Annotated in this window: 11 protein-coding genes; 9 read left to right on the top strand and 2 right to left on the bottom strand. The window is 70.6% G+C overall.

The genetic code is table 11. From position 1 onward, the window contains the following. Nucleotides 1–97 precede the first annotated feature (97 nt). Nucleotides 98–1,792 carry a hypothetical protein gene (locus tag Pla133_RS06615; protein WP_145063770.1) on the bottom strand — a complete coding sequence of 565 codons (1,695 nt, stop codon included), beginning with the start codon at nt 1,790–1,792 and terminating at the stop codon, nt 98–100. A gap of 373 nt (nt 1,793–2,165) precedes the next feature. On the opposite strand from Pla133_RS06615, the gene Pla133_RS06610 reads away from it, so the two are divergent. The 8 genes from Pla133_RS06610 (at nt 2,166) to Pla133_RS06575 (ending at nt 12,891) form a co-directional block, all read left to right on the top strand. After that, complete coding sequence (locus Pla133_RS06610; RefSeq protein WP_145063768.1) at nt 2,166–2,852, top strand: hypothetical protein; 687 nt, start codon at nt 2,166–2,168, stop codon at nt 2,850–2,852. Further along, nucleotides 2,849–3,577, top strand: a complete 729-nt coding sequence (locus tag Pla133_RS06605) for a hypothetical protein (RefSeq protein ID WP_145063765.1) — start codon at nt 2,849–2,851, stop codon at nt 3,575–3,577. Before Pla133_RS06610 ends, Pla133_RS06605 begins: the two co-directional genes overlap by 4 nt. Further along, nucleotides 3,577–4,869 carry a hypothetical protein gene (locus Pla133_RS06600; RefSeq protein WP_145063761.1) on the top strand — a complete coding sequence of 431 codons (1,293 nt, stop codon included), beginning with the start codon at nt 3,577–3,579 and terminating at the stop codon, nt 4,867–4,869. The genes Pla133_RS06605 and Pla133_RS06600 overlap by 1 nt, the downstream gene beginning before the upstream one ends. Nucleotides 4,870–5,216: 347 nt before the next feature. Further along, nucleotides 5,217–6,833 (top strand): B12-binding domain-containing radical SAM protein, encoded by a 1,617-nt coding sequence (locus tag Pla133_RS06595; RefSeq protein ID WP_145063756.1) that lies wholly within the window; start codon nt 5,217–5,219, stop codon nt 6,831–6,833. A 122-nt stretch (nt 6,834–6,955) separates the two neighbouring features. Then, nucleotides 6,956–8,551 carry a B12-binding domain-containing radical SAM protein gene (locus Pla133_RS06590; RefSeq protein WP_145063754.1) on the top strand — a complete coding sequence of 532 codons (1,596 nt, stop codon included), beginning with the start codon at nt 6,956–6,958 and terminating at the stop codon, nt 8,549–8,551. Between the two features lie 779 nt (nt 8,552–9,330). Next, on the top strand, nt 9,331–10,653 hold the full coding sequence (locus Pla133_RS06585) for a right-handed parallel beta-helix repeat-containing protein (protein WP_145063749.1): 1,323 nt from the start codon (nt 9,331–9,333) through the stop codon (nt 10,651–10,653). A 177-nt stretch (nt 10,654–10,830) separates the two neighbouring features. Beyond that, complete coding sequence (locus Pla133_RS06580; RefSeq protein WP_145063747.1) at nt 10,831–12,021, top strand: hypothetical protein; 1,191 nt, start codon at nt 10,831–10,833, stop codon at nt 12,019–12,021. 141 nt (nt 12,022–12,162) lie between these two features. Continuing rightward, nucleotides 12,163–12,891 carry a redoxin domain-containing protein gene (locus Pla133_RS06575; RefSeq protein ID WP_145063745.1) on the top strand — a complete coding sequence of 243 codons (729 nt, stop codon included), beginning with the start codon at nt 12,163–12,165 and terminating at the stop codon, nt 12,889–12,891. 22 nt (nt 12,892–12,913) lie between these two features. Here Pla133_RS06575 and Pla133_RS06570 read toward each other — a convergent pair whose 3' ends face one another. Further along, nucleotides 12,914–13,687 (bottom strand): hypothetical protein, encoded by a 774-nt coding sequence (locus Pla133_RS06570; protein WP_145063743.1) that lies wholly within the window; start codon nt 13,685–13,687, stop codon nt 12,914–12,916. A gap of 100 nt (nt 13,688–13,787) precedes the next feature. Here Pla133_RS06570 and Pla133_RS06565 point away from each other — a divergent pair, with 100 nt between their 5' ends. Next, a complete protein-coding gene (locus Pla133_RS06565) occupies nt 13,788–15,890 on the top strand; it encodes a protein kinase domain-containing protein (protein WP_419192193.1) in 2,103 nt (700 codons plus the stop codon). Nucleotides 15,891–15,989 lie beyond the last annotated feature (99 nt).

The raw sequence follows: 15,989 nt of genomic DNA, 5'->3' as shown, positions 1-15,989 counted from the left end.
CGTCCTGGACGCCGATCCCCCGGTCGCAGTCGAAGCTCGCCCGGCTGGCCATGGGAGAGGGCTGGCCCTCCCCACGCCCCTCACGGACGCTCAGGCGTCACTGACCCTCGGCCGTCGCGGCTTCGTAGATGTCCCGCGCGAACTCGTTGAAGCGCACAGCCACGTAGTCCTGCACGACCATGTCACGGAAGGTCGGGTCACCCAGGCTCTGGATCTTGCTGGGCGGGATGCGCCGCTTGACCCGCGCGAAGTAGTAGCCGTAGGGGCCGATCCAGGGACCGCCGAGCTGGCCCGGCTCGAGGCTGAAGAAGACCTCGTCGCCCACCGACCAGCCTTCGAGGAAGCAGGTGTAGTCGCTCTCTTCCAGGTACTGCAGCAGTTCGTTGCGGTTGAGCGCGCCGAAGCGGCCCTGGTTCTTGCGCTTGGGCTGTTGCTGCTGGGGCGTGGTCGACAGCGGCGGGTCCCAGAAGTCCGAGTGCTGCGCGAGCAGGGCGTCCCAGTCCTCGCCGGCGCTGTCCGCCAGGCCCTGGGCCACGGTGCGGGCCTCCGCCGCGGCCTGGCTCCAGCCGCCCTCGAGCCACTGCTTGTTGGCGAAGTCGAAGGCGCTGCAGAGGATGAACTCGACGTCGATCGAACCCACGCCCATCAAGCGGTTGGCGCGCGGCAGGTGCTCGGTCAGGGTCTCGTCCGTGAGTTCCTCGCCGATCATGGCCTCGTAGGACTTCATCAGGCGGAAGTAGCGCCGGAAGGCCTCCATCGAGGGGAAGCGCTTGAAGCTGCGCACGATCACCTCGAGGTTCAGGGGCGAGCCCTTGTAGGGCTCCTCATAGGCGTCGTAGGCGGCCTTGAAGTCCTCGTCGGAGAGGTAGTTGCCGGTGGACTTCAGCACCCGCTCGAGCAAGGCGCACTTGGTGACCCACTGCTCCGCCAGGTGGCGGTCGTGGTCGGTGACACGGCCGGCGATCGAGGCGTAGATGTCCTCGGTCTTGATGTCGACGCCGTTGACTCGCATGGCCACGCCCTCGGGCAGGCCGTCGCTGGCGGTCTCGATCTCGCTGCTGGAGTTCAGGCTCTGCATCACCATCTGCCGCATCAACATGCGGAACATGGCCTGACCGGCCTCCTGCTGGGCCGCGGCGGCCTCGTCGCCGCTGGCCAAGAGCTCCTGGCGCTGGGCGTGGGACTCCTCGAGTCGCTGCAGGAACTCGTCACCTGCGCTGGCCTTGATCGCCTCGCGGGTGGTCGCCGGCCATTCGGACGGGTCGTCGGGCAGGAACACGCGCTCGAACAGCTTCGACTGGGCGGTCATGCGCCCCAGGCTCTCCATCTGGATGCCGTTGTGCGCCAGCACCGACTCCTCGGCCATGGTCGGGTACTGCTCCTTGATCTGGCGCAGGGTGTCCTCGACAGCCGCGGCGACTTCCTCGTCGGTCACGTCGAAGGCCGAGCGTTCGGCGCCCTCGGCGACCTGGCGGCGGATCTCCTCGTCGATGTAGACGTTGACCTTGCGCGACTCGAGCTCGGTCGAGCCGAGGGTGTAGACCAGGGCCCGATGGACGTCGGACTCGGGGATCACCAGGGCCTCTTGGGCCGCGGCGGTGCCACCGGCCGACTCGACCGCACGCGTCACCGCGAGGGCGTCCAGGCGGACCGCCGCGGCCTGCGTGCCAGCCTCCTGTGCGGCCGCAACGGGACTCGCGACGAAGAAAGGAGTCGCGCCGGCGAGCCCGACGGTGGCGAGGCAAGCGCCCACTGCGAGGAGCGGGCGGCGAAGGAAGGGAAGCTGCTTCATGGGTCTGGCTCGCGGCGGGGCGAGGCGGAAGTCCCCGCACGGAGGACGAAAGCGACCGGACGGCCGCGTGACAGGGACGCTCGAGGGGGCTACGGGAGAGGGGAGGCCGGCGTTGGCGCCGAGCCCGCCGGCTCTGGGGGAGGAAGCCCTCCCCCCCGGCTCGGAGGGCGGAACATGGTACACGGGTCCCGGCTGGGCCCGGCCACCTGGAAGGTGTCCGCGGACGGCGGAGCAGCCACTGTCCGGGAACGCGCGGGCTCGGACTTCTGTTCCGTTCCCCGGGCCCTTCACCATCGGAATCGAACCTCTCGCGCGGGGCCGGTGTCGCCCACCTCGGCCCCACCGACCGCCTCCGGCGTAGGATGCCCGTCTGATGCCCCACGCACCCCGAACGATCGCCTTCCTCTGCGAGCTGCTGCACCCGCCGGTGACCCCGGATCCGGCACCGGTCCAGAGGCTCCACGACACGCAATTCCGCTCCGGCGACCCCACCTACCGCAGCTTCACGGTGACCCACGAGGGCGCCGTGCTGTCGAACCCCGTCCAGCGGCCAGGCGCCCAGAGCCAGGCCGCCTTCCTGCAGGACCGCTTCCGCTTCGTCGAGGAGCTGACCGGCCTGACCGCCGACGAATTCGCCTCGCGGGTGCGCTCGACCTCCGAGCCCATGGCGGAGGCCCGCGGGCTGTCCGCCTTCGTGGCCCAGGCGGTCACGGTGCGGATGTTGGTGAACCCCCTCGGCTTCGACTCCGGGATCGAGTTCGTGGGCGCGGGGCTGCTGGGGGTCGAGGAGGAGCTGGCCGAGATCGGCCGCCCGGCGGGCGCCCTGGGCATCCGTATGGTCTTCACCCCGCGGCCGGACGAGCCCAGCGCCTTCGGGGTGCGGATCGAGTCCCTGCCGTCGGACCCCCGCTCCCTGTGGATCGAGTGCCAGGGGACCTTCCCGCCGCTGGTGGTCGCCGGGGGCCTGGAGGCGGTCGAGGCGCGGGTCCACGAGACCTACGAGTTCACGACCAGGCGCGTGCTGCCCTTCCTGGCCCGCTTCGAGGAGAGCGCGCGGTGAGCTCGGCCGCGGCGCGAGGGGCCCTGTCCCCCCTGGCCGCCGGCCTCCTGGCGGTCCTGTCAGCCTGCGGGTCGGGCGGCTCCGCGGGCGAGCAGTGGCCGGCGGGGACCGTGCTCGCGGTGGATGGGCTGCCCCTCTCCGGGGCCGAGGTCGATCAGGTCACCGCGTGGGTCGCCGCCGTGATGCCAGGGGTCTCGGCGCGCGAGCACCGGCGCCGGGCCCTCACCGGGCACCTGTTTCCGCGGCTGACCGCCGAGGCCGCCTTCGGGGCAGCGCGCGACGGGGCCCTGGCCGAGGCGAAGGACCTGCTCGCGGAGCTGCGCGCCGAGCCGACCGAGCCGGACCCCGCGCTGGCGCTCGTCGGCGACTGGGGCACCATCGGCCTGGAGGTCTGGGCCGCCCTGCAGGACGCCCCACTGGGCGAGTGGATCGGCCCCATCGCGGGCATCGGCCGCCTGCGCCTGGCGCGCTGCCTCGACCACGCTCCCGGCCCCCACCCGGGCCTGGACCACTTCGAGATCGAGGTCAGGGACTTCCCCTTCGTGCCCCCGGGCACCGATCGCGACGCCCTGGCCGACCTGACCTGGGACACACAGCTGACCATCGTCGATCCTGAGTACGAGCGCATCGTGCCCCTGGCCTGGCGCGCCAACATGCAGACCGACTCCGACCGAGCCTCGGACGACACCGCCACGAGTTCCGCCGACGCCGGGGCTCAACAGTGATGACCGTGACGACCATGGACCACATCCGCTCCACTGCTGCCCTCGCCGCCACTTGCCTGGTCCTCGCCGCCGCCACGCCCACCTGGGCCCAGGGCGATGACGAGGACCTGCCGCCCAACCACCCCAGCACCGACCCCTACACCCAGGGCGATGCGGTGCTGCTGGCGGCCGCGGGCCTGACGTCCCTGGGCGGCTTCGAGTTCGGCACCACCGACACGGCCGACGTCGACAAGTACATGGCCGAGGCGGACATCCGCTGGATCGAGACCGAGCACTTCCAGATCGGCATGGCCCTGGGGCCCTACAAGCCCGGGCGCACCGACAAGAAGAAGATCCAGGCGGAGCTGGCGGAGCTGCAGCTGGTCCTGCCCGAGGTCCCGCTCAAGCCGCGCAGCCTCGATCCTTGGCTGCGCGCCCACCTGTTCGCGCGGCGCGCCGAGGCGATCTACACGCGCATGCAGCAGATCCTGCAGGTGGACGACTCGATGTTCCCCCCGCCGGTGGAGATGTTCGACATCAACTCCAAATTCATGGGGATGGGGCCCTACCTCGGTCAGCGCAACAAGTACGAGGTGCTGATGGTCCCCAGCGAGGGCATGGGGAACGACTTCCTGTCCCACTACTTCGGCCTGCAGGTCTACCAATCGCAGCGCTGGAACGTGCTGGAGCGCGACTCCCTGGTGGCGGTGCTGGTGGTGGACGACGGCGACCTGAAGGACGACACCGGCATGCACTGCCACATGGCCTTCAACCTCGCGATCAACCTGCTGGACGGCTACAAGCACTACTCCTACGAGCTGCCGATCTGGATCCGCGAGGGGATCGGGCACCTGCTGGAGCGCGAGGTCAGCCCGGTCTTCAACACCTTCGACGGGGACGAGGGTTCGGCCGGGGTCCAGACAACGAAATCGGATTGGCTCGGGGAGACCCGCAAGCTGATCAAGAAGGACGAGCTGCCGAGCATGGCCAAGATGGTCCGCCTGCGCGGCTACGGCGAGCTCGACCTGCCCCTGCACTTCGCCTGCTGGTCGAAGGCCCAGTACCTGGCCGAGGTCCACCCCGACGCCCTGGCCAAGATCCTGGGCGACCTGACCGGCCTGCTCAGCGAGGACCACATCCCCGACGGCAGCAACATGCTCGACCACCACCGGGAGGCCTTCCAGACCCACCTGGGCATGACCTACGCCCAGTTCGACTCGGCTTGGCTCGAGTGGGTCGAGAGCCCGGCGGCGGAGCTGGCTCAGACGCCTCCGCCGGAGCGCGACGAGGGGATCGGCCAGCCCCTGCGCTGAGCGATCGCGGCGAGGCGGGGAACCCGATCCGAGCGGAGTCGGCCGCGCTCGCCGCCGGACGGTTGACTGGGCAACTTCGCGGGCCCCGAGTCGCGTCCTGACGATCGACTTCGGGTGCGCCGCGGCCGCGGTCGATGAGCCCTTCGCAGCACCTCATTCGGTGGAAAAATCCGCCAGTGCGCCGAGGGGCCGAGTAGTTTGACGTGGACGGAAGGGTCTACCGCCCACCCGCATCTGCGCAAGACCCGCCTAGACGGGCCCGACCGCTGCCCGCGGCCGGGCGCCCATGTATCGGCGCCGGTCCGCCAGGACGCGGTGGCCCAGTGAGAGCGCGACCCCCCCAACTCATGATCCAGGCCAAGTCGAAGAGAGTCGTCCTGTTCCTTCCCCACCGGGCTGACCCCTCGCGTGGAGAGACCTTCAGCGCCGACCTGTTGCCCCTGGAGTTGCTCCAGATCGCGTCCGGCCCGATCGCCGACGGCCACGAGGTCGTGATGATCGACGCGATGGTCGACGAGGACTACATCGCCAAGGTCCTCGAGGCCTGCGACGGGGCCCTCTGCTTCGCCAGCTCGTGCATCCTCGGCTACCAGGTCTACGACGGCTACGTCGTCGCAAAGGCCGTGCGCGAGAAGTACCCGGACCTGCCCATCATCTGGGGCGGCTGGTTCCCCAGCGTGACCCCCGAGATGTACCTCGAGAGCGGCATCGCCGACGCGGTCGGCCTGGGGCAGGGTGAGTTGACCTTCCGCGAGGTCGTCCAGGCCCTGGCCTGCGGCGAGCCGCTCGACTCCGTGCCCGGCCTCGCGATCAAGCGCGATGGCAAGGTCGTCTACACGGACAACCGCCCGGTGGTCGGCTTCGACCAGTTCGAGCGCGTGCCGTGGGAGCTGCTCGACTACGAGAAGTACGCCGTCAAACAGACCACGCCGACGCGCATGAAGGTGCGCCACCGCTTCCCGCTGCCCGGCCACTGGACGCCCGACAACCCGCCGCGCGGATTCAGCTACTTCTCGAGCTTCGGCTGCCCCGAGCCCTGCACCTTCTGCTGCTCGCCGCGCCTCACCGGTCGGCGCTGGAAGGCCATCGGCGGCAAGGAGCTGGCCGAGGACATCGCCGAGCTGCAGCAGCGCTTCAAGTTCGACGTGCTGCGCTTCCAGGACGCCAACTTCGGCGTGGCCGAGAAGCGCACCAAGGAGTTCTGCGAGACCCTCGTCGACCTGAAGGTCCCGATCCACTGGAACGGCACGATCGAGATCGAAACGATCATGCGCTACAAGGAGGAGACGCTCGATCTCCTCGAAGAGTCGAAGTGCCACCTGCTGTGGCTGGGCGCCGAGACCGGCGACCAGGAGATGCAGACGCAGATCGGCAAGAAGATCAAGCTCGGGCACATCCCCGAGGCGATCGGCGCCCTCGCGAAGCGCAACATCATCCCCGGCACCTTCTGGATCATCGGCTACCCCGGCGAGACCGAAGAGCAGATGGCGGCGACGCTGAAGCACGCCGCGATGATCAAGCACATGTTCCCGATCGCCGGCTCGGAGGTTTACCCCTTCCGTCCGATCCCGGGCACCCACGACTTCGACGAGGCGGTCAAGGCGGGCTACCAGGCCCCGAAGGACTTCCACGAGTGGGGCATGTGCTTCGAGTACAAGTACAACGCCCAGAACACGCCCCTGCCCGAGGCCATCCGCGAGGAGTGGCGCCGCTACAACAACACGGCGGCCATCTACGACATGCACGTGCAGGAGGGCTGGGACTGGGTCCGCAAGTCCCTGTCGCGCATGGCCGGCTGGCGTCTGCGGAACGGCAACTACAAGTTCCCGGTCGAGCAGAAGCTGTTCGACCTGTACGTGCGCGTGTCCGGGCAGCGGCAAGCGGCCGCCGAAGACGTCTCCGAGGACTACCAGCAGCTTCAGCCGGAGTCGCACGGAGCCAAGATGGCCTCGGCCGCGAACTGAGAACTACTGGGGCCCCGCCCGGCCGGGGCCCCGATCGGCGTGATTCGCGCCGATCCGAAGCGAGCCGCGCGCCAACGCGCCGCTCCGCACCACGCCGCCCCTCCCCTGGCCCAGCCCGCGCGATGATCCGTCAGTCCTCCAAGCGCATCGTCCTGTTCCTGCCCCACCGCGCCGACCCCGACCAGGGTGTGCGCGTGAGCGCGGATCTGTTGCCGCTCGAGCTGCTGCAGATCGCCGCCTGGCCCGCGTCCGAGGGCTATGACGTCCAGATCGTCGACGCGATGATCCACGACGACTACATGGAGCGGCTGGACGAGCTGTGCGACGGGGCGCTGCTCTTCGCCAGCAGTTGCATCCTCGGCTTCCAGGTCACCCACGGCGCGCGCGTCGCCCAGCGCATCCGGGCCAAGTACCCCAAGCTGCCGATGATCTGGGGCGGCTGGTTCCCCTCGGTCGCGCCCGAGCTGTACCTCAGCTCCGGAATTGCCGACGCGGTCGGCATCGGCCAGGGCGAGACCCTGTTCCGCGACGTGGTCCTGGCCCTCGACGCCGGCGAGCCCCTCGACGCCGTGGCCGGCCTGGCCCTGTGGCGCGACGGCAAGATGGTCATGACCGACCACCGCCCGGTGGTCGGCTTCGAGGAGTTCGCGCCGGTGCCGTGGCACCTGCTCGACTACGAGGCCTACGTCGACCGCCAGAACAACCCCGGCCTGGCGAAGGTGCGGCACAAGCTGCCCGACCCCTTCGACATGCCGCGCGGCACGCCGTACCGCGGCTTCAGCCACTTCTCGAGCTTCGGCTGCCCCGAGCCCTGCACGTTCTGCTGCTCGCCGATCGTCACCGGACGACGCTGGAAGGCGATCCCCGGGCGCCAGTTGGCCGAGGAGATCCTCGAGCTGCAAGACCGCTTCGGCTTCAACGTGATGCGCTTCCAGGACGCCAACTTCGGCGTGGCGGAGAAGCGCTCCAACGAGTGGTGCGAGACCCTGCTCGAGGCCGGACGCCCCTTCTGGTGGAACGCCACCTACGAGATCGAGACCATCGCGCGCTACAAGGAGCCGTCGGTCGACCTGCTCAAGGAGAGCCGCTGCCACCTGGTCGTGCTCGGCGCCGAGGCCGGCTCCGCCGAGGGGCAGGAACGGATCAAGAAGAAGATCGACCTCGAGAACAACCTCGAGTTCGCCCTGGGTCGCATCTACGACCGCCGCATCCAGACCGGCACCACGTGGATCATCGGCTACCCCGGTGAGTCCCGCGAGGAGATGATGGCCACCATCCGCCGCGCCGCGCTGATGAAGGAGAAGTTCCCCGGCTCCGCCTCGGACGTCTTCCCCTTCCGCGCCATCCCCGGGTCGGAGGAGTACAACAAGGCCGTCGCGATGGGCTACAAGCCGCCGACGACCCTCGAGGAATGGGGCTCCTGCCTCGAGTACAAGTACGCGGTCGACGACGTGGGCCTGCCCTACGACGTGATCGAGACCTGGAAGCGCTACGGCTCGACCTCGTCCTTCTACGACGGACTCGTGAGCGAAGGCTCCAACGTCGTGCGCAAGGCGATGAAGCACATCTCCGGCTGGCGCCTTCGTACGGGGAACTACCAGTTCCCGATCGAGCAGAAGCTGTTCGACGTCTACGTCAAGCTCTCCCGCCAGACGCAGGCGGATCAGATCGAGCTCGACCACACGTCAGGCGTGACGCCGTCGGCACCGACCAGCTGACGGCTGGGCGACAGCGGAGCTGTCGCCGGGCCGTCTGCTGGTCGGTGCCGACGGCGTCACGCCTGACGGTGCCTTTTGGCCCAACGGCTGGCGCCGTTGGAGCATTGGGGTGACCCCGTCGGCGCCGACGAGCTGACGGCTGGGCGACAGCGGAGCTGTCGCCGGGCCGTCTGCTGGTCGGTGCCGACGGCGTCACGCCTGACGGTGCCTCTTGGCCCAACGGCTGGCGCCGTTGGAGCATTGGTGTGACTGCGGAATGCGGAATGCGGAGCGCTGGTGGTTGTTGGTGCATGGCTCGCGCCCGACTGCGTGCGACTGCGTGCGACTGCGTGCGACTGCGTGCGACTGCGTGCGACTGCGTGCGACTCACGGTGTGGGCCCGGCTATTGGTGATCTGAGAGAGCGGGCGATCGTGATCTCTCGGCGATGATCTTGCGCGGCGGGCGAATCGGTGCTGGCGGAAGAGGCGCTACGGTTCACGGCTGATGGCGCTCGGTCGCGGTTCGTCGTGAGCGCGCTGCCGCCGGTGCCCCACTCCTCAGGTAGGGCGGCGATCGGTGGCGGGTCGCCGGATGGTCTTCGCAGGGCGACGCGGCTGGAGTCGCCCGGCATTTGCGCGGGAGTTGGGTCAGGACGGCTGGCTGGTGATCGCCGGCGGGTCGCTCGTGGCCGCGGGTCGCCGTTGGTGGCTGGGCGGGCGTAACGGGGGGCTTCGGGGCGACCAGGGGGCGTTGCGGGCTTGACCGCTGGCGCTCGACCTCGACCCCTCGGAGACTTCGATGAATGCACTCGACTCTCGCGCTTGGACCGGACTCCTGATCGCTGGCTGCACGGCGGCACATGTCCCGGTGGCCGCTGCTGGGACCGTTTGGGTGGTGGATGACGACGGTGGGAGCGGCGTGGACTTCACCGAGCTGCAGGCGGCGGTCGACGCGGCCGGGCCGGGGGACGTGGTGTTGGTGCGAGCGGGGGACTACGGGAGCCTGTCGATCGACGGCGTGGGGCTGACGGTGGTCGCCGATGCGGACGCCTCGGTTCGGGTGGCCGCGCCTTGGATCGTCAGCGGCGTGCCGACCGGTGAGTTGGTCGTGCTGCGCGGGCTCGAAGTGGGCGTGTCGGGGGCCAAGGTGGTCGAGATCCTGGGCTGCGCGGGGAGCGTGTGGCTGGAGGACTGCCTGCTCGTCGCCTCGGCGTCGACCGGCGCTGGCGAGGACGCCGTGCGGATCGAGCAATCCGAGGCGGTCCTGCTGGCGCGCTGCACGGTGACGGCCGGGGACAGCATCACCACCGGCTTCGTGGGCCCGCCCGCGGCAGGTGGCAGCGCGGTCCACGTTCGCGGCTCGCGCCTGGCCGTCTTCGACTGCGACCTGGTCGGCGGCAACGGCGGGCACGCGCCCGCGGAGAGCTCGTCGTCGGGCGCGGACGGCGGCGACGGCCTGCGCCTGGTCTCGTCGGAGGCCTTCGTCGCGGGCGGCTCTTCGGCCGGCGGTTCCGGCGGCCAGGGGGGGCAGGTGTTCATCCCGCCGCTGGGTCCTTTGGAGTGCGGCGACGGAGGCGATGGTGGCTCGGGGGTTCGCGCGGTCGCGGCGACTGGGGTGCCCTTCTTCGAGTCCGGCAGTGAGCTGACCCTGCGCGACCACTCCGCGGCGGGCGGCGGCGGGGGCGCGTCGCCCTGCGCGGGACCAGGCGGTGCCGGCGACGCGCTGCTGATCGAATCGGGCGCACCCCACGAGGTCGTCCAGCTCGCCGGCTCGGCGCGCGGCTTCTCGGTCAACGGCCCGGTGCGCGGCGGCAACAACGCCCGCCTGGAGTTCAGCGGCCAGCCCGGGGACCTGGCCTTCGGCCTGGTCGGAGCGCCGGCGGCCTGGCTGCCTCTCGAGGTCCAGCCGGCGCCGCTGATGCTCGGTCAGGTTCTCGCGCTGGTCGGCCCATGGACCCTGCCCGGGTCGGGCACGACCATCCAGCCGATCCCGGTGCCGCTGCAGGCCCCCGGCTTCGGCGGGGCGACCCTGCCGCTGCAGGGCGTGCTGGTGGAGGTCGAATCCGGACAGCTGGCCCTGGCTCCAGGCACCGCCCTGGTGATCCTGAACCAGGCGCTGTAATGCCCCACCCCGGGGGCCGGCCGACGACGGCGGGCCCGACCGGTGGCGCGGGACGCGAAAGTTCTTCCCGCCCGGGGCCACGCTCGACCTCGCAAGCAACGTACTCGCGGTCGGGCGAGCATCCGTGGGCGGCGCAGGGGGGTAGGATTCCTCGGGTGCCCTCGGGGCCCGGTCGAGATGGGGAAGCTTCACACCAGGATCGCGGGCCTGCGCCGACTGACCCTCGCACTCGCGGGGGCAGCGCTCTTGGGCGCCTGCGCCGCTCCGGCCCCGCCCATGGCGGTCAGCCACGACTGGGGCCTGGTGCGCGCCGAGTCCCAGGCCGAGGCCGTGCGCTTCGGCGACCTGGTCGGCGAGCTGCAGCCGCGGATCCTCGAGGTCCTGCCGGGAACCGAGCAGCGCGAGACCGAGGTCTGGGTGCAGCACGAGCTGCGGCACCGCATGGGCCAGGTGGTGCCGAGCACCGTCAAGGGTTTCACGCTCGTCGGCGACGACAACCAGCGCGGCCGCATCCACCTGCGCAGCGACACCGAGTTCCCCCAGTGGTTCCTGGCCCATGAGTTGGTCCACGCGCTGGTGGGTCCGGACTGGAAGACCCTCCCGGGCGCGCTCGAAGAAGGTCTGTGCGACGTCGTCGCGGCCCAGCTCACCCCCGAGGCCTCGGCGCGCATCCGCGCCCTGCGCGCGGTGGAGGGCAGCATCTTCTGCGGGCGCATGCCGCTCACGGTCGAGTACGACGCGCCGCCCGGCGACCCCCACGACGGCCGGCTCGAGATCGACTTCCACTACGACCGCGGCGGCGCCGAGGTGAACCTCGAGGAGCTGCTGTCGTACGACACGCTCTCGCTCAAGCGCCGCTGGAAGCGCCTGCCCGACTGCTTCTACGGGATCGGCTTCGTCGTCGTCGAGCGCATTCGCGAGCGGCACGGCCTCGGCTACTTGCACGAGTTGTGCCTGCGAGCCGCGGACGAAGGCCACACCGTCGTGCCCTACCAGTGGCTGGCCGAGGCGGCCGGGATCGACGACGTCATCTCTCTGCGCTCCGCCCCCACCGAGCTGCTCGGGCCGGCCGAGTTCGAGGCTTGGCGCGAGCTCGTGCCCGGGTTCCACGCCTACCTGGCGACCCAGGTCTTCTCCGCCAAGTACGGCGATCTGGGCGCCGCCGGCATGCTCGAAGCCCTGGACCCGCGGGTGCTGCTGCACGACGGGAGCACCGTCCACCTGGCCGCCATGCCGGGCATCGCCGACGAGCTGAGCAGGCGCTGGCCGACGGCGGGGCTGGTGCAGGACCTGCCGCTGGACCAGGGGCGCGTTTCGCCGGTCCAGCCCGCGGCCACCCTGGCGCCCACGGTCTCCGCGGGCCACTGAGGGCCCAATCGGGCCCTTGGGGCCTGGAACGCGGGCGTCCGGTGGATCTATCTGTATGGCAGCCGATTCGGCGCCTCTGGTACCGCGGCCGCCCAGCGGCCCACCGATGCGGCCCCCCTCCCGAGGCAGATCGGCCCCACCATGCAGAAGCACACCCTCCGCGCAACGACCCTCGCCGCCGCACTCGCCCTGACCCTGACCGCCTGCAAGTCGGGGGAAGACGCCCCCCGCAGCGCGGCGGGCCAGGTCCACGGATCCTCCGCCGACAGCGAGGCGCTCGAGGTCGGCTCGAATGCAGCGCCGGCCCTGCTCGGAGAGGTCCGCGTCGCCGAGCTCGGCAGCGCCGCCCCGGACTTCCGCCTGGTCGACTCCGCGGGCGTCAGCCACGAGCTCTCGGACTTCCGCGGCGAGCCGGTGGTGCTCGAGTGGGTCAACCTGGACTGCCCCTTCGTCAAGAAGCACTACGGCGCGGGGAACATGCAGGCGCTGCAAGAACGCTACACGGGCGAAGGCGTCACCTGGCTCACGATCAGCTCGTCGGGCCCGGGCAAGCAGGGGCACCTGGACAGCGCCGGTTGGAACGCCGCCATCGCCGACCAGGGCATCGCCGCAACCGCGGTGCTGCTGGACGAGACCGGCATCGTCGGCAAGGCCTACGACGCTCGCACCACGCCCAACATGTGCGTGATCGACGGCGAGGGTCGCCTGGTCTACCGCGGCGCAATCGACGACCAGGCCTCGCCCAGCCCCGCGACCCTCGAGGGGGCGACGAACTACGTCGCGGTGACCCTCGATGCCCTGCTGCAGGGCAATGACGTCGAGCCGAAGGAGACCCGCTCCTACGGCTGCGGCATCAAGTACGCGAACTGAGCGGACGCGGGCCGGTCCACGGTCAGTCCGCGAAGAGGAAGTCGCTCTCCTGCGACCAGGTGGCGAAGCGGTACAGCGGCACCAACCGCTCGAGCTCCGCAAGGAGCAGCTCCGGCGCATCGGCCGAGAAGGCGTGGTCCCGCGCCCCCGCGGGGGCCGGGAAGCGACGCTCGACGGCCAGGCTGTGCTCGCCGGGGGTGTAGTAGGAGAGGTACTCCTTGAGCTTCTCCGGCTCGAGCTGGCCGCAGCGCCACTCGCCCTTCCAGTCGTGCATTCGCAGCTGGAAGCCGTCCAACCGGTTGAGCTGCGCGAGCCAGGAGTCGAGCCCCTCGGCCTTCACCCGGCGCAGCAGGTTCTGGCCGTCGAACCAGGCGTCCGCATGGATCCGGAAGCTCACCTCCAGGGCGTCGGACTCGATCGCCAGGCACAGGTAGGCGTTGCGGTAGGCGGCATCCAGGTCCTTGGCCAGATCGGCCCCGATCGTGCGCCGCAGGCGCGTCTTCTCGGCCTTGGGCCGCATCAGGTAGGTCCACAGCCTGCGCACGCGCATGCCGTTGAAGGCCCGCGGGTGGTGGATCGAAGTTCGGCAGTCGAGCTTGGGCCCCTCCTCGGCCCTCGCCTTCACGAAGCGCTTCCCCAGGGCCAGAAGCTTGCGACGGGTGGCCAGGCGCGCGTCGTCGAACTGGCGGTCGCGGTCGAGCGGGTCGGACAGGGCGTGGAAGTCGCCCTCGGCGAAGCGGACTTCCCCGGTCTGCGCGCGCGGTTCGGCGTCGGGGGCGGTGGACTCGGTCGACATGGGATCGGCGTGGGCGGAGGGCCTGGTCCGGGGGCGAATCGAGCCACCGGGGCTGCTTAGAATACGCCGGCCGCAGACTCCCCCCGGTCCGACGCGCCCCATGAAATTCGGCAACTTCGAGTTCGAGCCCGAGACCGACCGCCTCGGCGAAGGTCCCCAGAGCGAGGTCTTCCGCGCCGTGGACGCGCGCCTCGGTCGGACCGTGGCGCTCAAGATCCTGCGCCCCCACGTGGAGTTCGACCCCGAGGCGGTGACCCGCTTCGAGCGCGAGGCCAAGCACACCAGCGCCCTCGAGCACCCGAACATCGCGACGATCTACGAGTACGGCCAGGACCGCGGCACCTCGTACATCGTGATGGAGTACCTCGAGGGTCGTGCCCTCGACCGCGTGCTGGCGGACCGCACCCTGGGCTACGAGGAGGGCCTGCGGGTGGCCCTGCAGGTGGGCGACGCGCTCGAGCTGGTCCACAAGCGCGGGCTGATCCACCGCGACCTGAAGCCGGCCAACATCATGCTGCTGGCCGACGGCACGGTGAAGCTGCTCGACTTCGGCATCTGCCGCTCGACCGGCGAGACCAACATCACCCAGGAGGGCATGTTGGTGGGCACGGTGCTCTACATGAGCCCCGAGCAGGTGCGCGGGCACGAGCTCGACGTGCGCTCGGACGTGTTCGCCTTCGGGTCGGTGCTGTACCACGCCTTGACGGGACACCTGCCCTTCCGCGGCAAGTCGTTCCCGGAGGTCTGCATGGCGATCCTCGACGGCGAGCCGCGCCGGCCCTCGGCCCTGCGCAGCGGCTTTCCGCCGGCGCTGGAGGAGATCATCCTGCGTTGCCTGGCACGCAAGCCGGAGGACCGCTACCCCGACGGCACCGCGGTGCACGCGGCGCTGATCAGCGTCGAGAAGGACGTCTCCGGCGGCGGGCGCGCCGCCACGGCGCACGAGCTTCGTGGGCGACTGTTCCTGGCGCCCCTGGGGGCCGAGCCCCAGAACGAGCACACCGCGTCCTTCGCCGGCGGGATCCGTCGCGACCTGGCCGCCGAGCTGGTGCGCTCGACGGGTCTCGAGGTCGAGCTGGTGGGGTCCGACGACCCGGCGACGATCGAGATCGAGGGCTACCTGCTGCGCGGGCGACTGCTGCTCGACGGGCACAACGGCACGATGGAGTACAGCCTGCGCCGCGTCGGGCCGGGCAGCACCGAGGCCCAGGTCACCGGCGTCGCCGAGCACGTGGACGCCGATGAGTGGGGTCTGCAAGGGCAGATCGTGCGTAGCGTGATCCGCGGGGTTCGCAAGGAGCTGACCGAGCAGACCCTGCCGTCGGCCGCCGAGGGCGACAGCAAGCGCGACCCGGAGCTGGGCGCGGCCCTCGCCCACCAGGCCCACGAGGTCCTGCACCGCGGCACGAGCAAGCACCTGATGTCGGCCATCAGCACCTTCCGGCGCTCGATCGAGGCCGACCCGAGCTGCGCCCTGGCCCACGCGGGCCTGGCCGAGGCCCTGGTCCGCAAGTACCTCTACTGGGATGGCGACCGCAGCTTCCTGAACGAGGCGCTCGAGACCGCACGCCGGGCGTTGGTGGTCGACACGACCTGCGCCGAGGCCCACACCTCACTGGGGTTCGCCCTGGCCATGAGCGGCGACTCCGACGGGGCGCTGCGCGAGTACCGCCTGGCGATCCAGCGCGACAACGACGAGTGGCTGGCCCACCGCTTCATGGGCGCGCTACTGGCTCGGCAGGGCAACCTGAAGGCGGCCTCGCCCCTCCTGCGCCGCGCGATCGCCCTGGCGCCCACGCACATCGGTTCCTACGACCACCTCTACAACGTGCTGCAGCGACTCGATCGCTACGAGGAGGGGCTCGAGGTCGCCGACCGCGGGATCGAGGCCGCGCGGGCCCACCTGCGCGATGTGCCCGACGACCAGGAGGCGCGGCTGCACCTCTCGCTGCTCCTGGCGCGGATGGGCTCCCACGACGAAGCGCGGGCCGAGTGCGAGCGCGCCCGGGCCCGGGCGCCGAAGGACGGCTACACCCTGTTCCACATCGCCTGCGTGCTGGCCCTGCTCGGCAGCGAGGACGAGTCGATGGATGCCCTCGAGGAAGCGCAGTCCCGGGGCTACTACGTCCGCAGCGAGCTCTGGAGCAACACCGACCTGGACTCCCTACGCGAGCTCGAGCGCTTCCAGAAGCTGGCGGGTTGAGGTCGGGAGGGCCGCGCCGCAGGCCCTGGGCTCCGGCCAGAATTCGCTCCCTTGGCTACGATCGTGTTCGAGCGACCCGACCCGCTGCCCCGGGTCTCG

This window comes from Engelhardtia mirabilis (assembly GCF_007748095.1).
In the GTDB taxonomy this organism is placed as follows: Bacteria; Planctomycetota; UBA1135; order UBA1135.
The sequence above is the reverse complement of the archived record's forward strand: the minus strand, read 5'-3'. Positions and strand labels throughout refer to the sequence as shown.